Annotated in this window: 22 protein-coding genes and 1 pseudogene; 20 read left to right on the top strand and 3 right to left on the bottom strand. The window is 69.3% G+C overall.

What is annotated here, in order from left to right:
- Positions 1-38 precede the first annotated feature (38 nt).
- From ASH02_RS22310 to ASH02_RS22235, 16 genes are all read left to right on the top strand, one after another.
- On the top strand, positions 39-884 hold the full coding sequence (locus tag ASH02_RS22310) for an ABC transporter ATP-binding protein (RefSeq protein ID WP_082563881.1): 846 nt from the start codon (positions 39-41) through the stop codon (positions 882-884).
- 5 nt (positions 885-889) lie between these two features.
- Positions 890-2,113: an MlaD family protein gene (locus ASH02_RS22305; protein WP_056683588.1), complete on the top strand. Its 1,224-nt coding sequence runs from the start codon at positions 890-892 to the stop codon at positions 2,111-2,113.
- Positions 2,110-3,489 carry an MlaD family protein gene (locus tag ASH02_RS22300; protein WP_056683585.1) on the top strand — a complete coding sequence of 460 codons (1,380 nt, stop codon included), beginning with the start codon at positions 2,110-2,112 and terminating at the stop codon, positions 3,487-3,489. The genes ASH02_RS22305 and ASH02_RS22300 overlap by 4 nt, the downstream gene beginning before the upstream one ends.
- On the top strand, positions 3,486-4,781 hold the full coding sequence (locus ASH02_RS22295) for an MlaD family protein (RefSeq protein WP_056683582.1): 1,296 nt from the start codon (positions 3,486-3,488) through the stop codon (positions 4,779-4,781). Before ASH02_RS22300 ends, ASH02_RS22295 begins: the two co-directional genes overlap by 4 nt.
- Positions 4,778-6,226, top strand: a complete 1,449-nt coding sequence (locus tag ASH02_RS22290; RefSeq protein WP_057295475.1) for an MlaD family protein — start codon at positions 4,778-4,780, stop codon at positions 6,224-6,226. Before ASH02_RS22295 ends, ASH02_RS22290 begins: the two co-directional genes overlap by 4 nt.
- Entirely contained in the window at positions 6,223-7,476 is a 1,254-nt protein-coding gene (locus ASH02_RS22285) for an MlaD family protein (protein WP_056891609.1), read from the top strand. Before ASH02_RS22290 ends, ASH02_RS22285 begins: the two co-directional genes overlap by 4 nt.
- The gene (locus ASH02_RS22280; RefSeq protein ID WP_056683572.1) at positions 7,476-8,774 is read left to right on the top strand and encodes an MlaD family protein; all 1,299 of its coding nucleotides are present in this window, start codon (positions 7,476-7,478) and stop codon (positions 8,772-8,774) included. The genes ASH02_RS22285 and ASH02_RS22280 overlap by 1 nt, the downstream gene beginning before the upstream one ends.
- A gap of 2 nt (positions 8,775-8,776) precedes the next feature.
- Positions 8,777-11,065, top strand: coding sequence for an RND transporter (locus ASH02_RS22275; protein WP_082620982.1), 2,289 nt, complete (start codon positions 8,777-8,779; stop codon positions 11,063-11,065).
- Positions 11,062-12,114, top strand: a complete 1,053-nt coding sequence (locus ASH02_RS22270; RefSeq protein WP_057295474.1) for a peptidyl-prolyl cis-trans isomerase — start codon at positions 11,062-11,064, stop codon at positions 12,112-12,114. Before ASH02_RS22275 ends, ASH02_RS22270 begins: the two co-directional genes overlap by 4 nt.
- Positions 12,111-12,338, top strand: coding sequence for a hypothetical protein (locus tag ASH02_RS22265; RefSeq protein ID WP_056683566.1), 228 nt, complete (start codon positions 12,111-12,113; stop codon positions 12,336-12,338). The genes ASH02_RS22270 and ASH02_RS22265 overlap by 4 nt, the downstream gene beginning before the upstream one ends.
- Before the next feature lie 130 nt (positions 12,339-12,468).
- Complete coding sequence (locus tag ASH02_RS22260; protein ID WP_082620981.1) at positions 12,469-14,058, top strand: carboxyl transferase domain-containing protein; 1,590 nt, start codon at positions 12,469-12,471, stop codon at positions 14,056-14,058.
- Positions 14,059-14,069: 11 nt separating this feature from the next.
- Positions 14,070-16,067, top strand: coding sequence for an ATP-binding protein (locus ASH02_RS22255; RefSeq protein ID WP_057295472.1), 1,998 nt, complete (start codon positions 14,070-14,072; stop codon positions 16,065-16,067).
- Positions 16,064-16,822, top strand: coding sequence for an enoyl-CoA hydratase/isomerase family protein (locus ASH02_RS22250; protein ID WP_056683557.1), 759 nt, complete (start codon positions 16,064-16,066; stop codon positions 16,820-16,822). The genes ASH02_RS22255 and ASH02_RS22250 overlap by 4 nt, the downstream gene beginning before the upstream one ends.
- Positions 16,819-17,628, top strand: a complete 810-nt coding sequence (locus ASH02_RS22245; RefSeq protein ID WP_156409833.1) for a TIGR03084 family metal-binding protein — start codon at positions 16,819-16,821, stop codon at positions 17,626-17,628. Before ASH02_RS22250 ends, ASH02_RS22245 begins: the two co-directional genes overlap by 4 nt.
- On the top strand, positions 17,625-19,412 hold the full coding sequence (locus ASH02_RS22240) for an acyclic terpene utilization AtuA family protein (RefSeq protein ID WP_057295470.1): 1,788 nt from the start codon (positions 17,625-17,627) through the stop codon (positions 19,410-19,412). The genes ASH02_RS22245 and ASH02_RS22240 overlap by 4 nt, the downstream gene beginning before the upstream one ends.
- Positions 19,409-20,176, top strand: coding sequence for an enoyl-CoA hydratase/isomerase family protein (locus ASH02_RS22235; protein ID WP_056683548.1), 768 nt, complete (start codon positions 19,409-19,411; stop codon positions 20,174-20,176). The genes ASH02_RS22240 and ASH02_RS22235 overlap by 4 nt, the downstream gene beginning before the upstream one ends.
- 32 nt (positions 20,177-20,208) lie before the next feature.
- Here ASH02_RS22235 and ASH02_RS22230 read toward each other — a convergent pair whose 3' ends face one another.
- On the bottom strand, positions 20,209-21,405 hold the full coding sequence (locus tag ASH02_RS22230) for a TetR/AcrR family transcriptional regulator (protein ID WP_056683544.1): 1,197 nt from the start codon (positions 21,403-21,405) through the stop codon (positions 20,209-20,211).
- Positions 21,406-21,560: 155 nt separating this feature from the next.
- On the opposite strand from ASH02_RS22230, the gene ASH02_RS22225 reads away from it, so the two are divergent.
- Positions 21,561-22,487, top strand: a complete 927-nt coding sequence (locus ASH02_RS22225; RefSeq protein ID WP_056683541.1) for an NAD(P)H-dependent flavin oxidoreductase — start codon at positions 21,561-21,563, stop codon at positions 22,485-22,487.
- Positions 22,488-22,492: 5 nt separating this feature from the next.
- Here ASH02_RS22225 and ASH02_RS22220 read toward each other — a convergent pair whose 3' ends face one another.
- Positions 22,493-23,005 carry a hypothetical protein gene (locus ASH02_RS22220; protein WP_056683538.1) on the bottom strand — a complete coding sequence of 171 codons (513 nt, stop codon included), beginning with the start codon at positions 23,003-23,005 and terminating at the stop codon, positions 22,493-22,495.
- Positions 23,002-23,535 (bottom strand): hypothetical protein, encoded by a 534-nt coding sequence (locus ASH02_RS22215; RefSeq protein ID WP_156388744.1) that lies wholly within the window; start codon positions 23,533-23,535, stop codon positions 23,002-23,004. Before ASH02_RS22215 ends, ASH02_RS22220 begins: the two co-directional genes overlap by 4 nt.
- A gap of 306 nt (positions 23,536-23,841) precedes the next feature.
- Here ASH02_RS22215 and ASH02_RS27400 point away from each other — a divergent pair, with 306 nt between their 5' ends.
- From ASH02_RS27400 to ASH02_RS26485, 3 genes and pseudogenes are all read left to right on the top strand, one after another.
- A complete protein-coding gene (locus ASH02_RS27400) occupies positions 23,842-24,948 on the top strand; it encodes a LuxR C-terminal-related transcriptional regulator (protein ID WP_082563877.1) in 1,107 nt (368 codons plus the stop codon).
- Complete coding sequence (locus tag ASH02_RS27165; RefSeq protein ID WP_056683529.1) at positions 24,945-26,108, top strand: helix-turn-helix domain-containing protein; 1,164 nt, start codon at positions 24,945-24,947, stop codon at positions 26,106-26,108. Before ASH02_RS27400 ends, ASH02_RS27165 begins: the two co-directional genes overlap by 4 nt.
- Positions 26,109-26,216: 108 nt before the next feature.
- Positions 26,217-26,534: pseudogene (locus ASH02_RS26485) on the top strand (hypothetical protein); the annotation flags it as partial.

The raw sequence follows: 26,534 nt of genomic DNA, 5'->3' as shown, positions 1-26,534 counted from the left end.
GGCCCCGGCACCCACGTCTTCCCGAAAGGAATCTCGTCATGTCCCACCAGCAGCTCACTCTCGAGGGTGAGACCAGGTCCTATGAGGACATCTACAGCAACGGCATCGTGGCAGACCACGCGGACGGTGTGACGCACAGCGTCAACATCAAGAACGTCAAGAAGTCGTTCGGCTCCTTCGACGTGCTGACCGGGCTGAACATCGACTTCGCTGACGACGCGATCACCACGGTCCTCGGCCCGTCGGGCACCGGCAAGAGCGTGCTGCTCAAGCACATCGTCGGCCTGCTCGAACCCGACTCGGGTGTGGTCGAGGTGTTCGGCCAGGACATCTGGGGCATCTCTGCCAAGGAGCGGCAGGAGATCCGAAAGCGTTTCGGCGTGCTGTTCCAGGACGGCGCCCTGTTCGGGTCGATGAACATCTACGACAACGTGGCGTTCCCGCTGCGCAAGCACACCGACAAGCGTGAGTCGGAGATCCGCAAGATCGTGATGGGCCACCTCGAGGAGGTCGGCCTGACCCGAGCGGTCGGCAAGTATCCAGGTGAGGTCTCCGGCGGCATGAAGAAGCGAGCCGGATTCGCTCGCGCACTGGTGCTGAACCCCAGCGTCGTGATGTTCGACGAGCCCGACTCGGGTCTGGACCCGGTCCGCACCAGCCTGCTCAACGACCTGATCCTCAAGATGCACGCCGAGCACGGTGGCACCTACGTCCTGGTCACCCACGACATCCGCACCGCCCGCAAGGTCAGCGACTACGTGGGTGTCGTGTGGGGCGGGAAGCTGATCCACTACGGCGAGACCGAGGAAGCCTTCAACTCCGACATGCCGTTCGTGCGTCAGTTCCTCTCCGGCGACTCCGTCGGCCCGCTCGGGATGGACTGATGGCAATGCGTGCGAAACCTCTTCTGGGCGCCCTCGCGGTGGCTGCCGTCGTCGTCGGCGGCGTGACCATGGCGGGCGACGACGACTACGAGGTGAAGATGGTGATGCCCTCGGCCGCCCAGGTGTCCGAGCGCACTCCGGTGTGGATCAACGGCCACCACGCCGGCCAGGTCGAGGACCTCGCGGTGAAGGACGGCAAGGCCGTGGTGACGATCTCCCTGGATGACGACTTCGGCCCCATCCATGAGGGCACCACCTCACGCGTGGAGTGGGTCTCCGCCGTCGGCGAGCGGGTCCTCACCCTCTACCCGGGACCCGAGAAGAACTCCCGTGTCCCCGACGGCTCCTACCTGGAGGCGAAGTCGCACCAGGTCGAGGTCGACCAGGTCCTGTCCACCCTCGATGCCCCGACCCGCAAGCGGCTGACCTCGTTGATCGGGCAGCTGGACAAGAGCGTCGACGGGCACGAGGACGACCTGCGGCGCACCATCCGTGGTGCGGCCGGCACCGTCGACGCCCTCGGTGAGGTGCTCCGCGCGGTCGGCAAGGACGGCCCGGCGATCAGGTCGCTGGTCAAGGAGCTCAGCCGGATGACCGACGTCGCCGCCTCGCGCCGGGAGTCGATCGCGTCGACGGTCTCCGACCTGGATGCTGCCACGGGTGCGATCGCCGGGCACCAGGAAGACCTCTCGAGCACGCTGAACAAGCTGCCCGGGACCCTGAGGACCGCGCAGAACACGCTGGACAAGGTGCCCGGTGCGTCCACCGAGACCGTCGCCCTGCTCGAGGACCTGCGCCCGGCTGTCAGTCACCTGCCCGGCGTCAGCAAGAACCTGGCGCCGACCCTCGTCGACCTTCGGCCGACCGTGGCGCAGCTGCGTCCCCTGCTGTCCTCGGCCGACGAGCTGCTCGAGCAGACGCCCGAGCTCCTGGATACCAGTCACGCAGTCCTCCCCACTGCCGACGACCTCGTCGGCGACCTCGGACCGGCCATCTCGTTCCTCCGCCCCTACACCCCCGAGGCGGTGGGCGGCCTCTTCAACTGGGGCCAGGCCTTCGCGCCCTACGACGGTGCGGGCCACACCTGGGCCGGTCTCCTGGCCCCCGGGACCAGCGCCCTCAACGAGACCCCTGTTCCCCTGCCCACCGCACGTCAGAACCCGCGCCCGGCACCCGGCCAACCGGTCAACCAGCCGTGGACCGACGCGAACGGAAGTGAGATCCGATGAAGCCGAACCCCAAGAAGCTGGCCGCCGTCGGCGTGGGTGTGGTCGGCCTGGCCATGGTCGGAAACCACTTCGTCAGTGACGACGTGGCCGACGACCAGGTCCGGGTGACCGCGGTGTTCAGCGACGCCAGCCCCTTGGTGGCCGGCAACGTGGTGAAGGCCGCCGGCGTCCAGGTCGGCAGCATCACCGACATCGACCTCGAGAACGGCAAGGCCGAGGTCGAGATGGTGCTGGACCGTTCCGTCCTCCCGCTGCACGAGGACGTCACCGCCACGATCACCACCCAGGACCTCCTCGGCGAGCGGTTCATCGCGCTCGACCGGGGCAGCCCCGACTCTCCGGAGCTCGAGGACCCGATGGTGATCTCGCAGAAGCACACGGCACGCGTCGTCGACCTGCAGGACGTGCTCGGCTCACTCGACACACCGACCTCGGCGGCACTCGCTGCCCTGGTGACGGAGTCCGGAGAGGCCCTGAAGGGCCAGGGGGAGCAGACCGACGCCGCCATCGCCGCGCTCGGGCCGGCGATGACCCAGAGCCGCGACCTCGCCGCGATCCTGTCGGGTCAGAACGAGCTGCTCGGCCAGTTGGTCGACAACGTCCAACCCGTCGCCTCGGCCCTCGGCACCGAGAAGGGTCGCAGCCTGGACCACCTGGTCAGCTCGACCACCGATGCCCTGGGCATCGTCGCCGCCGAACGCGAGACCTTGCAGAGCGCCCTGGAGCGTCTGCCCGGCACGATCTCCAGCTCCCGGGCGGCCTTGGCCGAGCTGGCCGGCGTCGCCGACCCGGCGACCCGCACCCTTGGCTCCCTCCGTCCGGTGACTGACGACCTGGTCGACATCAGTGGTGAGCTACAGCGCTTCGCGGACGCGGCCGATCCGGCCCTCGCGTCGCTGCCCCCGGTGCTCAAGAAGGCCGACGAGCTGCTCGCCCAGGCCGGCCCGGTCGCCGCGGCCCTCCGCCCGACGGCGCGGGACCTGGTGCCCACCAGCGCCGCGGCGGAGCGACTCACCACGGGGGCGGTCAGCGGCCAGCACCTGACCGACCTCCTCGAGTTCGTCAAGGGCTGGTCGATGGCGACCAGCGACTACGACGCCATCAGCCACTACTTCAAGGCGATGGTCCCGCTGTCGCCGAACGCGCTGGGCGACACCGCCGCCGGTCTCGTGCCGGCCCTTCCGGACGACATCCTGCACGGACTGCCCGTGCCCGCGGCACCCGAGGTCCCGCTGCCGGGCCGCCCCGGCGCTCCGAAGAACACGGCACCACCGACCAGCGATTCGGCGCCGCCGAGCACGGAGAAGAGTGCCACCGGCCTCTCCCAGCCTCAGGAGAACGCGCTGCTCGAACAACTTCTCGGAGGTTTGAAGTGACTGTCAAGGTGACCCCCGACTTCCTGGCGCGATCGGTCGCGTTCCGGGCAGGCATCGTCGTGCTCGTCGTGCTCGCCGGTGTCCTGTTCCTGACCTTCAAGGCACAGACCGGCATGCCGTTCGCGAAGACGACCGAGGTTCAGGCCCTCGTCTCCGACGTGCACTCCCTGCGTGCCAACGACGCCGTCCGCCAGAACAGCAAGAGGATCGGCCGGGTCAAGGCCGTCGAGTACAAGGACGACGCGGCCCTGGTGACGTTGGAGCTGGACGGCGACGTCGACGTCTACAAGGACGCCACCGCGGCGGTCTGGGACCTCTCCGCGTTGGCCACCAAGTTCGTCGAGTTCGACCCCGGCACCAGCAAGGCTGGTGGCTTGGCGGGCGAACCCATCCCGGTGACACAGACCGAGGACTCGGCGGACCTGCACCAGCTGCTCAACGTGCTCGACCCCAAGACCCGCGCCGCCGCCACGCGGACCTTGCGCGAGGTCGGCGGGGGAGCGGCCGGCCACGGCACGGATCTCAAGGCGTTCCTTGCCGAGGCCCCTGACCTGCTGGGCGACGTGGGCGCCGTGTCGAAGGCCCTCGCCGACCCCGACGCGGATCTCGCGGAGCTGCTGCAGGGCGCCAACCTGCTGGCCACGCGCTTCCACGGGCGCGAGTCGGAGATCGCACAGCTGGTGCGGCAGTCGGACCAGACCCTGACCGCGATCTCCACCGACTCGGGAACGCCGCTGCGCGAGACCGTACGCCGCCTCCCCGGCACGCTCGACGACGTCGACCAGGCAATGGACAGCCTGCAGGCGCCCCTGTCTCGCACCCGGGAGGCGATGGTCGCCCTCGAACCCGGTGCCAAGGCACTCGGCAAGTCGGAGAAGGATCTTCGCGGCTTCCTGGTGGATGCCGTCCCGGTCGCCCACCAGGTGCCCGGTGTGTCCGAGCTGGCCCTGCCTGCAGTCGACGACCTGACCCGGACCCTGTCCGATGCCCGTCCCCTGGTGCCCGAGGTGCGGCAGGCGGTCGGCGACCTGCTCACGCCGTTGCGCGTGCTGTCGCGCTACTCCACCGACATGGCGCAGCTGTTCCTGCGCGGCGCCAGCTTCGTCTCGCAGGGACCCAACCCGGGTGTGCGCTACGCACGGCTCGGTGTCACACCCGGTGTGAACACTGTGACCGGCGGACTCCTCCGCTCCGGGAACCTTCCGCAGAACCAGTACCCGCGACCGGGTGTTGCCCAATACGACCGTGCCCAGGGCCTGCCCCCGGGCCTGCCCGAAGGGGTGACCCGATGAGTGCCCGATCATTTGCCTCCAGCCTCAAGCCACGTACGCCGAAGGCGGCCGGGGTGATGGTGATGGTGTTCCTGCTGGGATTCGCCCTGCTTGCCTTCAACCGGCCGAAGGTCGAGACCACCCTCGCCTCGGGGGAGAACCTGCAGGCGGAGTTCTCGGCGTCCTACAAGCTCGTGCCCTACCAGAGCGTCGTGAAGCTGGCCGGCGTCGAGGTCGGCACCGTGACAGGTGTCGAACGATCCGAGGGCGACCGGGCCGTCGTCGAGATGAAGCTCCACGACGGCACCCGCGACAAGCTCGGCACCGCGCCCAGCGCCAACGTGCGTCCCACCCTGGTCCTGGGCGGCACCTACTACGTCGAGCTGGTGCCCGGCGGCGAGGAAGGTGACGTCCGTGAGGGCAGCACCATCCCGGTGAAGCGCACGACGGTACCCGTCGAGCTGGACCGGGTCCTGAGCGCCGTCACGCCGGATGCTTCGGACGCGGTCAAGGGGACGGTGAAGAACCTCGACCGGACCATGAACAGGACAGGTGACCGGGAGCTGCGCAGGCTGCTCACCAACGGTCCAGGAACGCTGGAACCCGCGAGCGAGGTGCTTTCGCACTTGCGCGGAACGGTTCCGGCCACGGACCTGACACGTGTGGTCGACGGGCTGCGCAACACCTCCGCCGCCCTCAACAGCGAGAGCGGACAGCTGGACTCGATCCTGACCGACCTCGGCACCGTGTCGTCCGCCCTGGCCGACTCGAGGACCCCTCTGGCAGAGACCCTGGATAACGGTCCCGAGACGATGCGGGTGACCCGGGCCGGGCTTGCCGACCTCGACAGCACGCTCGACAAGCTGGGCACCACCGCGAAGTCGTTCCGGCCGGCGGCCCGTGAGCTCGACCCGGTGCTGGCCGAGCTCGACACCGTGCTCGAGACCGCGCGTCCGGTGATCGCCGACGCCCGGGTGGTAGTCCGCGACGCCCGGCCCCTGGTCAAGGACCTCGTGCCGACCAGCATCGACGCGACCGGAGTCCTCAACGACTTCAAGGGGCCCGTCCTCAACCGGCTCAACGGGCCGGTCAAGAAGGCGGTCAACTCGTCCTGGAAGGGCAAGGGCCTCTACGAGGGTGGAGGAAACGACAACCTCCTCTACGAAGAGGTCGGCTACCTGCTCTCCGACACCGCCGACGTCTTCAAGTTCCACGACAAGAACGGTGCGATGGGACGACTGATGGCCGGTGTCGGCGTCAACACCCCGGGTGGCGTGATCAGCAAGTCGTTGATCCAGTACCTGGAGTCGGCGGGCTTCCTGCTGCCGGCCGGGCCTGAGGAGGGCGCCAACGACGGTGAGCCGAAGCCTCCGCTCGGTACGTCGCCCCCGTCCGCCGATCCCATCCTGCCCAACACCGGGCTGGACTCGCTCCAGCTTCCCCTCGTCTCGAGGAGCACACGATGAGCAAGCAAGGTCGATTCGCGGCCCACATCGAGCGCCTGAAGACCGTTCCCGGCCTGGGCCGCGACGTCGGTGCACTGACCGTGTTGATGATGCTGGGCGTCCTGTCCGCAGTGATCATCAAGTCCTACCTGGGCGGCAGCGCCCCGTGGAGTGACCAGACCATCGTCAAGGCGGAGTTCGCGCAGGTTCCCGGCCTGAACCCCGAGAGCCAGAACAGCGTGACCATCGCCGGGGTCAAGGTCGGCGCGGTGACGCAGACCGAGGCGACCGACGACGGCACGGCTGTCGTCACGATGAGGCTTGACGGCAACTACGACATCTACAAGAACGCCCAAGCGGTGCTCCGTCCGAAGAACCCGCTCAACGAGATGCAGCTGGAGCTGAACCCGGGCACCAAGTCGGCCGGCCGGATGACCGAACGTGACGTCCTGCCGGTCACCCAGACCAAGCGACCGATCCAGGCCGATGAGATCCTCGGCCACCTCGACGAGCGCTCTCAGTCAGCACTGACCGACCTGCTGCTCGAGTCCGACGTGGCCTTGGCACGGGCCCCGCAGAACCTTCCACCGGGACTTGGTGCCACCTCCGACACGCTGGACTCCCTGCAGCCGGTCGTCAAGGAACTGGCCACCCGCAAGGAGCGGATCGCGACGCTGGTCACGGCCCTGGGCGACATCTCCCAGGCCGTCGGATCCAACGACGAGCGGATCACCAGGCTCGCGTCGTCGACCGAGCAGACCCTGTCGGTCCTGGCTGGCAGCGACAAGGCGTTGCGCGCCAGCCTCAAGGAGGTCCCCGGGCTCACGGTCCAACTCCGTCGTGCCCTCGGCAGCACCCAGGAGCTCACCACACAGCTCGACCCGACGCTGGACAACCTGGACAAGGCCTCGAAGGACCTGCCGCCCGCCCTGACCCGCTTCCAGTCGACGATCGGCAACCTGGGCGACACGCTCGACTCCGCCAAGCCGGTGCTCGACCAGGCCACCGGCGTCATCGCCGACCTGCGACCGACCGTGGCCGACGCCGGCACGTCGCTGCGCACCCTGCGCACGGTGACCGGGCGCCTGGACCACGACACGCTGACCGTCATGAACTACCTGACCGACATCAACGCGTTCGTCTACAACACCTCGTCGGTCTTCGGTGCCGGTGACGCCAACGGCGGCATCATCCGCGGTCACCTGATGGTGCCGCTCCCCGGCGCCGCTGTCCTTCCCAACAAGCTCGACCAGGGCCGAGGAGACAACTGATGAGATTCGGAATCGGTGCGACTGCCGGGCGGACCCTGGCACTGGTCGCGTTCTTCGCGGCGGTCGCGATGATCATGTACTTCTTCTACTCCGGAACAGGTGCCAAGCGCCCCTTCATCGACTCCGGCGAGTACACCGCCACGGTGAAGATGAAGGACGTCGACAACCTGGTCATGGCCGGACAGGTGCAGATCGCGGGCGTCCGGGTCGGACAGGTCCGCTCGGTCGAGCGCCTCGACGGTGGCGGGCTGGAGGTCGAGTTCGCCCTGGACGACGAGCAGGCCCCCCTTCACGAGGGTGCCCAGCTCCGGCTCGCCGAACGCTCGCTCGTCGGCGAGACCTACCTCGCCCTGACCGACGGCAAGGGGGCCGAGCTGCCCTCCGGCACCGAGCTCCCGGAGGACGCCGTGGAGCCGAGTGTGCAGCTCCGTGACGTCCTGGCCAGCGTGGACGAGCAGACCCGCGGCGACCTGAGGAGCCTGCTCCGTTCGCTCGGTGAAGGCACCTCCGGGACCAAGTCCGACACGGCGGCGCTGTTGACCGGCATGGGCAACCTCGGCCGCGAGGGTCACACCGCCCTCGACGCCATCGCCGCCCAGTCCTCCGACCTGACGGCGCTGGCCCGCGAGACCACCCAGGTCCTCGCGGCACTGGACACCGGTCAGGGACAGATCGCCAGCCTGGTGAAGAACGCGAACCGGCTCACGGCCTCCACCGCGGGGCAGCGACAGGCGATCGAGGACACCCTGCGCCTGGCGCCCGGCGTCCTCGACACGGCATCGACGGCGTCCGGTTCGCTGGAATCGCTGGCAACGGCGCTCCTGCCGGTCGCCACCGACCTGCGGGCCGCCGGACCGGATCTCTCCCTCGCCCTGCGCGAGCTCCCGTCCACCACCACCGACCTGCGCCGCATGCTTCCCTCGATGTCGGGCGTGCTGGACAAGGCCCCGGCCACCTTGAAGCGGGTGCCGACGATCAGCAAGGACCTGCAGTCGATCATCCCGACGGCCCAGGCGACCCTGGCCGACGTCAACCCGATGCTCGCCTACGTCAAGCCCTACGGTCCGGAGCTGGCGGCGTACTTCGCCAACTTCAACGCGGTGCTCAACTACCGTGACGAGAGCGGCGCCTACTACCTGCGACTGACCCCGCTGGTGAACACCCACTCGCCGGGCCTGCCGATCTCGACCGACGGACTGCTGGGGAACTACACCAACCCCTACCCGGCACCCGGCACCGGAGCGACTCCCGGTCCGTTCAAGGGTGACTACCCGCGTGTGGAGAGGGACGGACGGTAACCGTGACTCCGCTGCGTCGCCTGCTCGGACTGGTGCTCATCGCGATGGCGATCGCGATGGTGGGCATCGGTCTGAGCCAGGTGCGCACGGACACCACCAGCGCCTCCTTCCTGTCGCTGGACGACCCGAGCCAGAAGGCGAGTCTCGAAGCCGCCCGTTCGTTCGGGGGTGACCCGATCGTCGTGGTTGCGGAGTCGAAGAAGTCCGGAGGACTGCTCGGTCGGGAACAGATCACCGCGCTGGTCGGGCTCGAGGGGGAACTCTCCCGCCTGCCCGACGTCGCCGTCGTCTACGGCCCCGGCACCGTGCTCAACCAGGTCGCCGGCCAGGCCCAGAACATGCTGGCCACGATCTCGGGCCGCCGCGACGGACTGCGAGCGGACGCCGAGCAACGTGCCCGGGCGGCCGGAGCGAGCAAGGCCGAGGCGACCAAGGCGGCGGACGCGGCGGTCGCGAAGTTCGACGTCCGTTACGGCAGCCTGCTCGCCAAGGGCCTGCCCGCGGGCCTGCCCACCTTGCGCAACCCCGGCTTCGTCCGCGCGGTCGTCTTCGACGAGGAGGGCGAGCCGCGTCAGCAGTGGCGCTTCGTCGTGCCCCGTCCCAATGCGATCGCCATCGTCGTCCGGCCCCGCGAGGGCCTCGACCAGGCGGCCACCGAACGACTCGTGGAGCGCACCAAGAAGGCGGTCGGGGACGCCGGGCTCCAGACCACCAAGGTGACCGTCACCGGCATGCCGGTGATCGCCTCGGGTCTCGGAGGGATGCTGCGGCACGAGATCCCGCTCCTGGGCTCGGTAGCCCTGGTCCTGATCGGGGCGTGCTACGCCTTCCTCCCGTGGCTCTCCCGTCGCCGGGCACGGCTCCTTCCGTTGGTGGCCACACTGGGCGCGACCGCGATCACGCTCGCGCTGTTCGGCTGGCTGGACCACCCCCTGTCCCTGGGCGTGGTGGCGTTCCTGCCGATCATCATGGGCACCGGCAGCGACTTCCCGGCGTACCTGCTCCGCGGCGCCGACCGTCGCCGGGTCATCGTGACTGCCGTCGCCGCAGCGGCGGGCTTCCTGTCGCTGGCGATCTCCCCGGTCCCCTTCGTCCGAGACCTCGGCATCGCACTGGCCACCGGCGTCCTCATCGCCGTGGCCCTCGGCCTGCTGATCAGCAAGCTGGCCCCGCGCTCCGCGGAACTGCCCGACGTGCCCGAGGCGACCCTCGAGCCGGCCGCTGTGCCGGTGCGCGGCAGGGCGTTGTCGCCGCTCGCACGGTTCGGCGTCCTGATGGGCGCAGGGGCGATCGGGCTGGTCGGGTGGCTGGCACTGCCGCACCTCGACATCGCGGCCCAGCCGGAGCAGCTGGCCCAGGGCGTCCCGGAGCTCGACGACGCGACGTACGCCGAAGGGGTGCTGGGCTCGGCCGGTGAGGTGCAGGTCTTCGTCCGCGGGGACGACGTGCTCACGCCCGCGAACCTGGCCTGGATGAACCGTGCACAGGAGATCACGCTGCGCCGCTTCGGGGATCGGCTGCACCCCGTGGCCAGCCCTCCCTCGCTGCTGGCCTTCCTCGGTGAGAACCCCACGGTCTCCCAGATCCAGGCCGGGCTCGACCAGATGCCTCACTACCTCCGCAGCTCCGTGATTCGCGACGACCGGCGCCAGGCCGTGCTCAGCTTCGGGATCGAGCTTGATGACGTGGGCGAGCAGCAGCAGTTGCTCCGGGACCTGCGCGAAGCGCTCCCGCCGCCACCGGACGGCACCACCGTTGATCTCGCCGGGCTCCCGGTCGTGACCGGACGCAGCTACGAGCTGGTGTCGCAGGACCGCTACCTGGCAAGCCTCGCCGGGATCGGTGCGGCCGGCCTGGTGCTGCTCATCGGACTCCGCCGACGGGCCGACGCCCTCCGTGCGGTCGGCGCCGCGTCACTGGCGACCGGCTGGGGCCTGGCGGGTGCCTGGTTCCTGGGAGTCTCACTCACGCCGTTGACGGTCACCCTCGGCTGCCTGGCCACCGCCACGGCCTGCGAGTTCAGTGTCCTGCTCGGCGCCGGGCGAGTCGGCCCACGGAGCGTCGTCGTACGCCGGGCGGTCCTGGTCGCCGCCGCGGCCGCTGCGTCCGGCTACCTGGCACTGATCGTCTCGGGGCTGGCCGTGATTCGTGACTTCGGGCTCTTCCTCGCGGCCACCGTCGGGTTGTCGCTCCTGGCCGCACAGGTCATGCGACTGACCACCTCCCCGACGCCGGTGGCCGCGCCCGCAGTCAACCAGACCGAACCGACTCGAATGAAGGTGAAGCTGTGAAGATCCCCAAGCTCTCCCTGCCGCAACGCACGCGAACCCGGGTCGGGGCACTCGTCGCCCTGGTGGCGGTGGTCGCCGTCGGCGCGGGTGCCGGCTACCGCATGTTCACCGGCCTGCCCGAGGACGCCGTCCTCGAGTACGACGGCCAGGTGATCACCCAGCACGACCTCGACGAGCGGGTCGACGCGCTCGGTGCCCTGTACGGAATCCAGAAGCCCGCCGCGGCCGACGACCAGGACACCTTCCAGCGAGACGCCGCCAAGGCCGTCGCGGTCAGCCTCATCCTCGACGATGCCGCCGAGGAGTACGACATCGTGATCTCCGACAAGTCCGCCCGTGACACGCTCGCCGCGATGCTCGAGGAGCAGCTGGCCGACCCGCGCAAGGACTTCAACCAGCTGCTGGCGAAGTTCGGGATCAGCGAGGACGACGTACTCGAGGAGATCAAGCGCCAGCAGGCGATCGCCCTACTCTTCCGGGAGATCACCCAGGACGCGGTCGACGGAGTCGGCGCCGACGACGTGCGGTCCTACTTCGACGACGACCCGTCGAGGTTCGCCCTCCCGGAGCAGCGTCGCCTGAGCAACATCGTGGTGAGCAACCGCAAGGACGCCCGCACGGTGGTTGCCGCAGTACGAGGCGGGACGGACTTCGCGACCGTGGCACGCAAGGTCTCGCTCGACGACGCGACCCGCGACAAGGGCGGTGACCTGGGCACTGTCACCGCGGCGGAGCTCGACGAGGCGTTCGCCGAGCCGGCGTTCGCAGCGGGCGAGGGCCGCGTCTTCGGACCCGTGAAGACGCCCTACGGCTGGAACGTCGGCCGGGTCGTCGCGGTGACTCCCGGGCGGGCCATGCCCTTCGCCAGGGTCAAGGACCAGGTCGCGGACGCAGCCCGCTCGGAGGCAGCACTCAAGGCCTGGCGAGAGTGGCTCAAGGACGAGATCAAGGACGCCGACGTCGAGTACGCCGACGACTACCGCCCGAAGAACGCCGACGAGCCGCCGGCCGACGCCGGTGTCAGCCCCGGGACCCTGGAAGACCGATGACCCCGGTCCTGATCAGTGCCCTCGTCGCAGCCGGCTTCGTGTCACTGAGCCTGTGGGGCTTGCGCAACGTCGAGGAGCTCGTCCCCGAACGACCGTCCATGGCCCGACGGGACAAGGAGCTCCGCTCACTGAAGCGGGGCGCCAGGTCGTGCTTCCTGATCGGCCTGCTCTTCGCCACGTGGGCCGTCGTGTTGGCGGTCAACCTCGTGCTGGACAGCCGCTGATCCCCCCCTTTGGGAGGGGTAACAACCTCCCCGACGACGACGCCGACGTTCGGCGAAATCGAGACCATTTCCAGTGTGAGGCCGACCGGTTCCGGTGGCCGTACAGCAGGAGGAAAAGACGTTGACGACATTGCGTACGGCCGTGGACCCCCGCGGCGATCAGTTTCAGGAGAACCGCGCCGTCCAGGAGGCGGCTCTCGCGGAGCTCGAGCAGCAGTTGGACCTGGCGCGAGCCGGTGGCGGGGCCAAGTACGGCGACCGGCACCGCGCCCGCGGAAAGATGCTGGCCCGGGAGCGGATCGAGCTGCTGCTCGACCGTGACGCGCCGTTCCTCGAGTTCTCGTCGTTGGCGGCCTGGGGAACCCAGTTCACCGTCGGCGCCAGCATCGTCACCGGCCTCGGCGTCGTCTCCGGTGTCGAGTGCGTGATCATTGCCCACGACCCGACGGTCCGCGGCGGAACGATGAACCCCTACACGCTGCGCAAGAACCTCCGCGCCCTCGACATCGCCAAGACCAACCGGCTGCCGGTGATCAACCTGGTCGAGTCCGGTGGTGCCGACCTGCCGACCCAGTCCGAGCTCTTCGTGGCCGCGGGCAAGATCTTCCAGGGTCTCTCCGAGCTCTCCGGCATGGGTGTTCCGACCCTCGCCCTCGTGTTCGGCAACTCGACCGCCGGTGGCGCCTACGTGCCGGGCATGTGCGACTACGCCGTGCTCGTGGACAACGCCGCGAAGGTCTTCCTCGGTGGCCCGCCCCTGGTCAAGATGGCGACCGGCGAGGAGTCCGACGACGAGGAGCTCGGCGGTGCGGACATGCACGCCCGGGTCTCCGGCCTGGCCGACCACTTCGCGGTCGACGAACGCGATGCCCTGCGGATCGGGCGACAGATCATGTCGGAGATCAACTGGCGCAAGCACGGCCCGGCTCCCAGCCACGAGCCGGACGCGCCGTTGTACGACGAGGACGAGCTGCTCGGCATCGCCGCCGCGGACTTCCGTGTGCCGGTGGACCCGAAGGAGGTCCTGGCCCGCGTGGTCGACGGCTCCCGCTTCAGCGAGTACAAGCCGCTCTACGGCAGCAGCCTGGTCACCGGCTGGGCCTCGATCCACGGCTACCCGGTGGGCATCCTGGCCAACGCGCGTGGTGTGTTGTTCAGCGAGGAGGCCCAGAAGGGCACAGAGTTCATCATGCTGGCCAACCAGCTCGACATCCCGCTGGTCTTCCTGCAGAACTGCACCGGCTTCATGGTCGGCAAGGACTACGAGCAGGGCGGCATCATCAAGGACGGCGCGAAGATGATCAACGCCGTCACCAACAGCACCGTGCCGCATCTGACGATCAACATCGGGGCCTCCTTCGGCGCCGGCAACTACGGCATGTCCGGCCGCGCCTACGACCCGCGCTTCATGTTCACGTGGGTCAACGCGAAGCTCGCCGTGATGGGTGGGTCGCAGCTCGCCGGCGTGCTGTCGATCGTGGGGAAACAGGCTGCTGAGGCCGCCGGCCGCGAGTTCGACCTCGAGGCCGACGCCATCAAGACCAAGCAGATCGAGGAGCAGATCACCGCCGAGTCGCACTCGTTCTTCACCAGCGCACGGCTGTACGACGACGGCGTGATCGACCCGCGCGACACCCGCACAGTGCTTGGAATGGCGCTCTCCGCGGTGCACACCCAGGTCATCGAGGGCAGACGCGGCTACGGCGTCTTCCGAATGTGAGAACGGAACCCATGGCAACCATCAGCAAGCTGCTCATCGCGAACCGGGGCGAGATCGCCTCGCGCATCATTCGCACGGCCCGCAACCTGGACATCGCGTGCGTCGCTGTCTATTCGGACGCCGACGCCGACGCGCCGTGGGTGCACGAGGCGGACGAGGCCGTCCATCTCCCCGGCACCTCGCCCGGTGACACCTATCTCCGCTCCGATCTCGTCCTGGCGGCGGCCAAGGCCACCGGCGCCGACGCGATCCACCCGGGCTACGGCTTCCTCTCCGAGAACGCCGACTTCGCTCGCGAGTGCGCCAAGGCCGACGTGATCTTCGTCGGTCCTCCTCCCGAGGCGATCGACAGCATGGGCTCGAAGATCGAGGCCAAGAAGATCATGGCGGACGCCGGCGTACCGGTTCTGCCGCAGGTCACCATCTCCGACGACGCGTCGATCGACGGCGAAGCCCTGGCCGCCAGGGTGGCCTCGGACATCGGCTACCCGGTGCTCGTCAAGGCGGCGTACGGCGGTGGTGGCCGCGGCATGCGGATCGTCAACGACGCCGACGGACTGCTGGAAGCCGTCGAGGGCGCGCGTCGCGAGGCCGTGACCTCGTTCGGCAACGGCACCATCTTCCTGGAGCGCTTCCTGGACTCGCCTCGCCACATCGAGGTGCAGATCTTCGCCGACACCCAGGGCAACGTGGTCCACCTGTTCGAGCGTGAGTGCTCGATTCAGCGTCGCTACCAGAAGATCATCGAAGAGGCGCCGTCACCGGTCGTCGACGAGGCGCTCCGTGAGGAGCTCGGCACTGCGGCGATCGCCGCAGGCAAGGCGATCGGGTACGTCGGCGCCGGCACCGCCGAGTTCGTCATGGGCTCCGACGGCCGGTTCTACTTCCTCGAGGTCAACACGCGTCTCCAGGTGGAGCACCCGGTCACCGAGATGATCACCGGCCTCGACCTGGTCCGTCTGCAGCTGCTGGTCGCCGAGGGCAATCCCCTGCCCGAGGAGGCCCTCAACGCCACCATCAACGGGCACGCGATCGAGGTGCGTCTCTACGCCGAGGACGTTGCCGCAGGCTTCCTGCCCGCCACCGGCACGGTGCACGGCTTCTCGGTGCCCGACCTCCCCGGCATCCGGGTCGACGCCGGGGTGGTCGACGGCTCGGTGATCAGCGTGCACTACGACGCCATGCTGGCCAAGGTGATCGCACACGGCCCCAGCCGCGACGACGCCCGGCGTACCCTCGCCCGGGCGCTGGCCGACAGCCGCCTCCACGGGGTCGTCACGAACCGTGAGCTCCTGGTCGGCATCCTCCGCGAGCCCGAGTTCGCGGCCGGGACCATCGACACCGGCTACCTCGGTCGACACGACCCGATGACGCTCGCGCAGTCCTGGCGGGCTCCGGAGACGGTCACCGTCCACGCGATCGCGGCCGCCCTGGCCGACCAGGCCTCCCGCCGTGAGACCGCGCGCGTCCTCGAACACGTGCCGACCGGCTGGCGCAATGTGCCGAGCGGCTTCCAGGAGGCCGTCTACGGCTTCGACGGTGATGAGTACGACGTGCGTTACCGCTACTCGCGGGGCGCGATCGAGGTCAGTGTCAACGGCGAGGCCCAGCCCGGGACGACCGTGCTCAATGCATCGCCGGACGTGGTGGACCTCAAGGTCGGCGGCGTGCGCCGTACCTGCACCGTGCGTCGCGTCGACGACATCGCGTTCGTCGACAGTGTGCTCGGTGCAACGACGCTCATCGAGTCGCCCCGGTTCCCGGAACCGGGTTCGCAGAGTGCCCCCGGATCCCTGCTCGCGCCGATGCCCGGCACCGTCGTCAGGATCGCGGTCGAGACGGGTGACACCGTCAAGGCGGGCGAGACCGTCGTCGTGCTCGAGGCGATGAAGATGGAGCACAGCGTCTCTGCCCCGGTCGACGGCAGCGTCTCCGAGATCGACGTCTCGGTCGGACAGGCCGTCGAGCTCGGCACCGTTCTCGCGGTGGTGGAGGAGCAGGAGTCGTGAGCGTCACCTACGAAGTGCGCAACGGCGTCGCCTGGCTGACCATCGACCGTCCGGAGGCCCGCAACGCGCTGAACAAGGAGGTCCGCGACGGCCTCTTCGACGGCGTCAGGCGCTTCAATTCCGACGATGCCGCCAAGGTGCTCGTGCTGACCGGCGCCGGGGACAAGGCGTTCTGCGCCGGCGGCGACCTCAAGGAGATGGCCGACAACGCGTTGACGGTCCCGCCGATCGACTTCGTGCCTCAGTTCGGCCGCAACATCGAGGTCTCCAAGCCGACCATCGCCGCCGTCAACGGGGTGGCCCTGGCCGGTGGCTTCCTGCTCGCCCAGACCGCTGACCTGTGCATTGCCTCAGACACCGCGAGGTTCGCGATCAGTGAGGTCAAGGTCGGTCGCGGTGCCCCGTGGGCCGCTCCGCTCTCCTGGCTGGTGCCGCCGCGGGTGGCCATGGAGATCCTTCTGACCGGCGACATGATGAGTGCCGAGCGCGCCCGCGAGGTCGGCCTGGTCAACAAGGTGGTTGCCGCGGACGACCTGGTCGAGGAGACCCAGAAGCTCGCCGAGCGGATCGCCGCCAATGCGCCGCTCTCGGTGATGGCCGGCAAGCGCACCGCCCGGCTGATCGCAGAGATGCCCCTCGCGGAAGCCTTTGACGAGGCGGAGCGCATCTGGGAACCCGTCTACTTGAGCGCCGACGCCCAGGAGGGCCCGGCGGCCTTCCGCGACAAGCGAGCACCCCAATGGGAGGGACGATGACCGCCGTGACCCTGAATGACATGGTGACCGACCTGGCGGCCGAGACCACCGACCTGGCCGGGCTCCTTCTGGGCCTGAGCGCCTCCGAGTGGGAGCTGGCCACACCGGCAGCCGGCTGGGCGGTGCGTGACCAGGTGAGCCACCTGGCGTTCTTCGACGAGGCGGCCATCATCGCGATCACCGAGCCTGACCGGTTCCGACGCGAGGCCGAGGCACTGATGGCCCTCGGGCCCGACTTCCCCGATCGGGTGGCCGAGCGCTTCCGCGAGACACCGGTCGTGGACCTGGCGGACTGGTTCGCCGACTCCCGTGCGACGTTGTTGAAGGTCCTCGGTGAGGCCGAAGCGCGCGATCGGGTGCCGTGGTACGGCCCGGACATGAGCGTGATGAGCTGCGCGACGGCACGCCTCATGGAGACCTGGGCGCACGGTCTCGACATCTCCGACACGTTCGGCGTGGAGTGCGTGCCCACCAGCCGGCTTCGACACATCGCTCACCTGGGGGTGAGGACACGTGCCTTCAGCTACGTGCTCCGCGCAAGGCCCGCGCCCGAGGCGGAGGTCCGCATCGACCTGGCGGCGCCCGACGGGAACCGGTGGACCTGGGGGCCACCTGATGCCGCCCAGTCCGTGACGGGCACCGCGCTCGACTTCTGCTTCGTGGTCACCCAGCGCCGCCACGTGGCGGACACCGACCTGGTCGTCCGCGGGCACGCGGCGGCCGAATGGATGTCCATCGCCCAGGCGTTCGCCGGAGCACCTTCCGACGGGCGGCGGCCCTCACTGCTGGCCAAGGAGATCTCGTGAACAATCGTCGTCCGGTCCGCATCGCCAACTGCTCGGGGTTCTACGGCGACAGGGTCGCCGCCGCCTGGGAGGTGCTCGAGGGCGGCGATGTCGACGTGCTCACCGGCGACTACCTCGCCGAGCTGACCATGCTGATCCTCTGGAAGGCGCGGCAGAAGGACGCCTCGGGTGGCTACGCGAAGACCTTCCTCTCCCAGATGGAGCGGGTGATGGGGACCTGCCTCGATCGCGGGATCAAGGTCGTCAGCAACGCAGGGGGGCTCAACCCGGAGGGCCTGACCGATCGGCTGCACGAGCTGGCCGCCACCTTGGGGCTGTCCCCGCGGATCGCGTGGATCGAGGGAGACGACCTCACCGACCGGTTGCCGGAGCTGGTCGCGGCCGGACATCCCTTGACCCATCTCGACACCGGCAAGGCGCTGGCCGACTCGAACACCAAGGCCGTGACCGCCAACGCCTACCTGGGCGCGTGGGGCATTGTCGACGCCCTCCGGGCCGACGCCGACATCGTGGTGTGCCCCCGGGTCACCGACGCCTCTCTGGTCGTCGGGCCCGCCGCGTGGTGGCACGGCTGGGACCGGACCGACTACGACGCCCTCGCCGGCGCGGTGGCGGCCGGCCACGTCATCGAGTGCGGGCCCCAGGCGACGGGTGGCAACTACTCGCGCCTGCCGGCCGTCCCCGACAAACGCCGTCCCGGGTTCCCGATCGCGGAGGTGGCTGCCGATGGTCAGGTCGTGATCACCAAGCAGGTCGGCAGCGGCGGCCATGTCTCTCCGGGCACGGTCACGGCCCAGCTGCTCTACGAGATCCAGTCCCCGGCGTACGCAAACCCCGACGTGGTCGCACACTTCGACACCCTCCGCCTCGAGCAGCAGGGCCCCGACCGCGTGCTCATCTCCGGAGCCACCGGCACCGCGCCACCGCCCGACCTCAAGGTCGCGATCAACCAGCTCGGTGGCTACCGGAACACCATGACGCTCGTGCTCACCGGCCTCGACATCGAGGCGAAGGCGGACTGGGCGCGCGCGCAGCTGTTCGACGTCCTCGGTGGGGAGGACACGTTCGACGAGGTCGACGTACGGCTCCTGCGGTTCGACCGCCCCGACGCGGAGACCAACGAGCAGGCCACCGCCCACCTCCGGGTGACCGTCAAGTCGGCGGACAAGAACAAGGTGGGGCGACGGTTCGCCAACGCGACCATGGAGCTCGCCGTCGGCGGGTACGCCGGGTTCCACACCACGACACCGCCCGCCGACGCCAGCGCGTACGGCGTCTACTGGCCGACGCTCGTGCCTCTCGACGTGGTGACGCACAGCGTGGTGCTGCCCGACGGCACCAGACGAGTGGTGCCGCACGGACCCACCGCCACCCCCGTGGAGTCCCAGCCGGTGTCGGCCCTCGGGACCGACGTCACAGCGATCGCGGGTGAGACCCGCAGGGTCCCGCTCGGCACGGTGTGCAGTGCGCGCTCGGGCGACAAGGGGGGCAACGCCAACGTCGGCATCTGGACCGAGGACGAGCGCGGTTTCGCCTGGCTCGACGCCCACCTCACCGTGGAGCGGTTCCGCGAGCTGCTGCCGGAGGCCGCAGACCTCGAGATCCGGCGATGGGCGCTGCCCCGGCTCAACGCCCTCAACTTCGTCGTCGTGGGCCTCCTGGGCGCCGGCGTCGCCGAGACCGCCCGACCCGACCCGCAGGCCAAGGGCCTGGGGGAGTACTTGCGCTCGCGACACGTCGACGTGCCGGTGGCGCTGATCGAGTTGGAAGAGAGCCGACGATGAGCACCGAGATCCTGGTCCGTGACGACGGCCCGGTGAGGGTGCTCACCATGTCCGGACCCTCGCGGATCAACTCGATCGGTGCCTCCACGGCGGAGCAGCTGTGCGACGAGGTGGTGGCAGCGGAGCGGGACGACCGGGTGCACGCCATGGTCCTGACCGGCGAGGGCGAGCACTTCTCCTCCGGTGGCGACGCGGAAGGAGTCCTCGAGGCGGGACTGAGCCGCGACGACGACGCGATGATCCGTTTCATGCGCTCCTACCAGCGTGCTGCCCTCACCATCTGGAACAGTCCGCTGCCGGTGGTCGCCAGCGTGGCCGGCATCGCCTACGGCGGCGCGTTCAACCTGGCCCTCTCGTGCGACCTCATCGTGTGCTCCGAGAACGCCCGCTTCTGCCAGGTCTTCCTGCGGCGCGGTGTGGTCCCCGACTTCGGTGGTGCCTATCTGCTGCCGCGGCTCGTGGGCATGCAGAAGGCGAAGGAGCTGATGTTGCTCGCGGACGAGATCGATGCCGGCACGGCCGAGCGACTGGGCTTGGTCAACTTCGTGGTCCCCAGTGCCGAGGAGTCCCTGTCGACCGCGACCGGGCTCGCCCACCGCCTCGCTGCCCAGTCGCGGATGGCGATGTCGATGACCAAGCGGCTGCTCAACGCCAGCACGGGCGGGACCCTGCAGTCGTCCCTCGAGCTCGAGGCCCTCAGCCAGGCCTCCGTCCTGGGCTCCCAATCGGCGCAGAAGTCCTTCGAGGGCTTCCGCGAACGCTGACCCCCGCGTGCCCGGGCCGGACGAACAGGGCGTCAGAGCTCGACGGCGAGGATTCGCGTGGTGACCAGGCGCAGGTCCTCGGGAAGGCTCGGCCGTTCCCTGAGGTGTTGGGTGCGGCAGGTGTCGATGACCACGGTGAGCATCGCCTGGATGAGGTAGCGGGCCTGGGGCGTGCTGAGCTCGGGCCGGGTCTCGGTGAGCAGGCGCACCCACTCCGCGACGTAGTCGTGCTGAGACCGGCGCACGTCGTGGCGATGGTCGCTCGGGAGGTTGCCCACCTCGGAGACGAGGATGCCGAGCAGGTCGTGGTGGACCATGGCGAAGTCGACGTACGCGGCCAGGGCCTTGTGCAGCGCTTCCTCGGGGGTCGAGGCCGCGGCCAGGGCATTGTTCAGGCCCAGCTGCAGGGGCACGGAGGCGCGGGCGATGGTCGCCGAGAGCAGGTCGGCCTTGCTCGGGTAGTACTTGTAGACGGCCGTGCTCGTGATGCCGACCTCGGCGCCGATGTCGTCCATGGTCACCGATTGGTAGCCGTTCTCGTTGAAGAGCCGGGTGGCGACTGCGAGGATCGCCTCCTTGCGCGAGTGGGGCTGCAGGCCGGTTCGCACCCTGGCGCCCGCTGTGGCCGAGTCGATGGGCGTGGATTGGATCGGCGCGGACGCGACCGCCAGGGCGCTGCGCTGCAGGAGGTCCTTGACCCCGCTCTCCGACATCGGGGTGCGGTGGTACGAGGGGCTGGTCAGCACCGCGAGGACGCACCAGGAGAGCAGGTCCGCGTCATCGAGCGAGATCTCCGGCCGCCTGGCGTGCAGCTGTGCGGCGAACCGCGCCACGAACGCGAAGAAGCGCGCCCGCACCTCTGCTCGGCGCCCGCTCTCGAGGTGTCGGGTCTCCCTGCTCCACAGAACGCCCAGGTCGCGGCGTACGCCGGCCGTCGTGGCGAGTTCGGCGACCATGTCCTCGAGGGGCGGTGGCTCGCCATCCCCGACGGCGTCCGTGCCGCGTTCGAACGCGTCGGTCAGTGCGTGGGCCAGCAGGTCCTGCTTGCTCGAGAAGTGGCGGTAGAGGGCCCCGGCCGTGATGCCGACGGACTCCGCGATCTGGCCGGTGCTCACGTTGGCGTAGCCGTGGCGGTAGAAGAGGTCGCCCGCTGCGGCGATGATCTGCTGCTTGCGGTCTCGAGGACGTCGTCGAGGTGCGGCCGGCGCCGGCCGTGCTGTCACTACCATCTCCGGTCTCCCCTGATCATGCTCCGCAACCATCCAAACAGATGATCGTGAGGTTACTCAAGATTTACTTTTCGGTTAGGATGGGGAATCAACGGTACGGCGAGGCTCCTACTGTCATGCCGCCCACCATTTACTTCTGCTGCCTGGAGGTCCGCATGAGCACCGCCACCACCGACTTCGGACGTCGTCTGACCGTCCCCCTGGTCGCCGCCCCGATGACCGGGGTCTCCGGCCCCGAGCTGGTCGTCTCGGCGTGCCGCAACGGCGTGATCGGGTCCTTCCCGACGCACAACGCCCGCGACGTGGCGGAGCTGGACACGTGGCTGTCCGGCATGAGGCGCGACCTGGCTGACGCCCCGGCGGCACCCATCGCCCCGAACCTCGTCGTGCATCGGACCAACGCTCGCCTTCACGAGGACACCGCCTGCCTGGTGGAGCACGGAATCGAGCTCGTGATCACGAGTGTCGGCTCGCCGACCCCGGTGCTCGAGACCCTGCACGCCTCGGGATGTCAGGTCTATGCGGATGTCGCCACGCTGGCCCAGGCCCGCAAGGCTGCCGACGCCGGTGTGGACGGGCTCGTGCTGCTCTCGGCTGGCGCCGGGGGCCAGACCGGCGCGGCCAATCCCTTCGCCTTCGTGCGCGCCGTGCGTGAGTTCTTCGCCGGAACGGTGGTCCTTGCGGGTGGGGTCTCGGACGGCGTGGCGCTGCTCGCCGCCCGGGTGCTCGGTGCCGACCTCGCCTACATGGGCACCCCGTTCATCGCCACCCGTGAGAGCCTCGCGTCGCAGGAGTACCGCTCCGCCGTCGTGGAGGCGAGCATGGACGACGTCCGGCTCAGCGACCAGGTGGGCGGACTCCCGGCCAGCCTGCTCGCCCAGTGGCTGGAAGGCCGTGAGGCCGGGCCGGTGAGCGCAGGTGACTTCCAGCAGGAACGGCTCGTGGCCGACCCTAGTGTGTGGAGTGCGGGACACGGAGTCACCAGCATCCGTGAGGTCGTTGCCGTCGACGAGCTGGTGGCTCGGGTGCGCCGGGAGTACGACGAGGCGCTGATCGGGCTGTCGGCCCTCGGTGCGGGCTGACCCCCTCACAGCAGCTCGATCCCGGAGACCTTCCACGTTCCACCCTGCTGGACGACGTCGAGCTCGAAGCGGGCCTCGCCTGTCGTGCTCCGGCCGTCCGGCGAGGTGGCCGTCTGCTCGGCCAGCACGAGCAGGCGCCCGTCGTCACCGGTGAGTTCCACGACCCCGATGGCGCGAGGGGTGGTGGTGAGACTGAGTCCGCCCTTCCTGGCCTGGGCCAGGAAGGGCTTGTAGAGGCGGTCGTACTCGTTGATCGCCTCGTCAACGAGTGCAGCCTCGGCTGCGCGACGCGTGGTGCGCACGCGCTTGGGGTCGATCGAGAAGACCTGTTTCACGAGCTGCTCGACGTCCTGGATCACGAGCTCGGTCGTCCCGTCGTCGAGGAACGCCACGTTCTCCACCGACTCGGGATCGTCACCTCCCCTGACCGCGAGGGCCACCCCGAGCCCGGTGACCAGGAGGACGAGGATGGCGAGGACGGCGAGGGCGCCTGTCGACTGCGGGGGCCGGAACCTCACGACTGACCTCCCAGCCTCTGCATCGCCGACAGCTTCCAGCCGTCGGATCCACGCTCCACGAAGCACAGGAACTCGGTGACCCGTGTGGTCTTCTCGGTGCCCTTCTTCTTCGTTTGGATCGTGACGAGGGCCACCGCACGTGCCTCGCCCGCGTCGGCGTCGTACGAGCTGAGGGCGATGCGCCCGATCTCGGTGGTGGACACCGTGCGGGACCTCTTCAGGTCGCGCAACACGGCCTTCTCGCCCTTGCCGACCATCGCGTGCAGCTGCCCGGCGGTGACGTCGGACCACGTGTCGATCAACCCGTCGAGGTCGCGGTAGTCGATCGTGTGGAAGGCCTTCAACCCGTCGGTCGCGGCCTGGACGGCGGCGTCGCGTCCGGCCGCGCGGCCGTCCGTCGGCGAGGTCTCCTCACCCCGGGCCTGCCAGGCGAGCAAGGCGCTGGCCAGCACGCCCACGACCAGCAGAGCGGTGAGGGTGAGTCCGACCGCTCGACGTACGTCCACCCGGGAGAGGCCGGATAGGGACAAGTCCTTCTCGTCGGCCGTGACTTCGGGCTGTGGTGGGTCGTTGTGCTCTACGAACCCCGGATCTGGCGGGACAGACATCTGACTCCTCGGCTCCTTGATCACGCCGCCCAACGTCGTTCGGGGCGGCTGGGCGACCCTGTAAGTAAATACGGGGCTAACCATTTGGGAGAGATTCCCAATCTTCGCCGACGTAACCTAGTGTCGGGTTTTGGCGCCTTTACTGGTTGACAGTATGACCTTCCTCACTGAAACTGTAAACAGAAAGTAAACGGTAAGTAACTTCAGTGGCCTCGAAGGGTGCGACTCATGGCACGAACTGCGGACTCCCCTCCGGCGCTGTCGCCGGTGGACATCGACGAGCGCAGGGTCCGACTCTCGGCCACGATCCGCTCCCTCCTCGACGTCTCGCACCTGCCACCGGGCTCACCCGACGTCGAGGTCCTGGAGAGGGCCGCGGAACGTTGGGCCACGGACGCCCCGACGTCGTTGGCCGATTTGGCCGGTGAGGTCGCGGCAGTCACCGACACCGTCCAGCACCTGATGGCGCAGCCACTTCTGGCTGCCCGGCGGGTCAACGTAGCCCTCGAGCGGCTGCAGAACGCGCGGACCGTCGATGAGGTCCTGCGCTCGGCCGCTTCCGAGCTCGCCTGGGGGTGCGACTTCGACCGGGTGCTCGTGTCGCGGGTCGAGGACTCGTCGTGGCTCCCCGTCGCCTGGCACGCCACCGACTCGGGGAGCGACCAGAACCAGGCCATGGCCGAGTTGCTCCGCGGCAACCGGATCGCACTGGCCAGCGGCATGGTCGAGGCCGAGGCGCTGCGCCGCAGGGCACCGGCGCTGGTGCGCAACACCGCGGTCCAGTCGCGCACCTTCGCGCCGTTCCACGACGTCGGCGGCAGTGCGTCGTACATCGTGGCCCCGATCCTGACCGGAGACCGGGTCTTCGGGCTGCTCCACGTCGACACCGACGCCTCGGGGCGTTCCATCGTCGACAGCGACGTCGCCGCGGTGCGGGCATTCGCCAACGGAGTCGGGTTGATCCTCGAGCGACTTGCCCTCCTCGACAAGCTGATGGCCCAGAAGCAGCACATCAAGTCGGCCCTGGCTGCGGCCGAGCAGGCGGTGGAGGACCTGACGAGCTCTCCGGTGACCCTCGCCGTGCCCAGTCCGAGGAGCAACGCGCCCGCGACCGGGGAGTTGGGGCCGGCCCGGATCGAGGACCGGTTCACGACGCGGGAGCGCGAGGTGTTCGCGCTCCTGATCGGTGGGGCGACCAACGCCCAGATCGCCGACCGCCTGACAGTCTCGGAGACGACGGTGAAGTCGCACGTCAAGCACATCCTCCGCAAGATGAAGGCGACCAATCGTTCGCAGGCGATCGCCCAGTACCTCGCGGCAGGTGAGCGCCGATGATCCCGGGCGACCGTTCCCGAGCGGTGAGTTTCGCCCTGCCGCGTCGCGGCGGGCACACGCACTTCGACCGCGGGCTCCGCCGGCGTGCTGCCGAGCTGTGTGCTGACCTGACCGACGCACTGCACGCGGACCCCGACACCATGGTCCCCGACCCCGGTGTCACCGACCCCGGGTGCGACCGGACCTCGCCGGCGCGCCTGTCCAGGTTGGCCCGCTTCTGCACCGAACGGGCCGAGTTGTCGGCTCCCGTCGACGAGCTGACCGCGCGTCGACTCTACCTGCTGGCCCTGGACCTGCAGCAGCTGGTGCTCGAGCTCCAGCAGGAGGAGCTGCTCTCGAGCACCCGTCGCCTGGAGTCGGTCGGCGACGGACTCTCCCGGTTGCGCACCCTGCCGAACTCGGTCGACATGCTCGAGTCCGTCTGCGAGGAGATCGTCAACCGCTGCGACTTCGGGCGGGTGGTCCTCTCCCGGGTCGACCACGGTTCGTGGGTGCCCAGCACGGCGTTCTTCACCGAGAGCGACTCGTCGTGGTTCTCCGAGTGGATCGGAACCGGTATCGCGTTGCGCGGGGACACGCCCGAGACCCTGCTGCTGACGGAACGTCGGCCGGCAGCGGTCTACGACACCGGAAGCGCGACCGTGCACCGCCAGATCATCATCGAGTCGGGGCAGTCGACCTCCTACGTGGTGGCTCCTTTGATGGCTGCGGGGTCGGTCGGCGGATTCCTCCATGCCGACCACTTCCCCACGTCGCGGCGCGTGGACCAGGTCGATCGTGACGTCCTGTGGGCCTTTGCCGAGGGGCTCACCCGGATCCACGAACGGCTCGTGCTGCTCGAGCGGGTCCGGGACCAGCGCGCGCAGGTCGAGTCGGTGCTGGGGTCCGCACTCGACACGATGGACCCTGCCCCGGGCACCGACCTGCTGGGAGTCAGTGGCAGACTGCCGGCTGCTCCGGAGGTCCTTTCCGAGCTGACCACCCGCGAGGTCGAGGTCCTGCACCTGATCGTCGAGGGCTCCAGCAATCGAGCGATCGGCTCACGCCTGGTGATCACCGAGGACACGGTGAAGTCCCACGTCAAGCAGATCCTGCGCAAGCTGGGCGTGGCCAACCGGGCCCAGGCGATCGCGTGCGTGGCGGGCACGACCGTCAGCTGACCGGCGCCGGCCCTGCCTCTTCGGGTGAGGGATCTCCTCCTCCCGAGCGATGTGGCTCACACCACACTTCCGTGACGCTGAGAGTGCGGCAGCGAAAGGGAAGCAACTATGAGCAGGCACATCCAAGGACCTCGTCGGTCCGGAGCACGCACCATCACTCGACGGGCACGACGCCACGCAGATCGGGGCGCCGCTCTCGTGGTCCTCGGTGTCGTGTCGGCGGCGTGGACGGCGAGTCTCGTCAGCGCCGGTACCGGCGCGGCCAGCGTTGCGGCCCCGTCCACCAGCGACGAGGGCGCCGTCACCGTGCCGTCGCAGGCGATCGAGGACCCGGCCAGCTACTCCCAGCCCGGCGAGATCGGCCTCGGCGTGCCCCGCGGGTCCGGCGACAAGATCGTCCAGACCGCCTCCACCAACGGCATCCCC

It is taken from the genome of Nocardioides sp. Soil796 (assembly GCF_001429525.1).
In the GTDB taxonomy this organism is placed as follows: Bacteria; Actinomycetota; Actinomycetes; order Propionibacteriales; family Nocardioidaceae; genus Nocardioides.
Note: the sequence above shows the minus strand (reverse complement) of the source record. Positions and strands in the feature narration are given on the sequence as shown.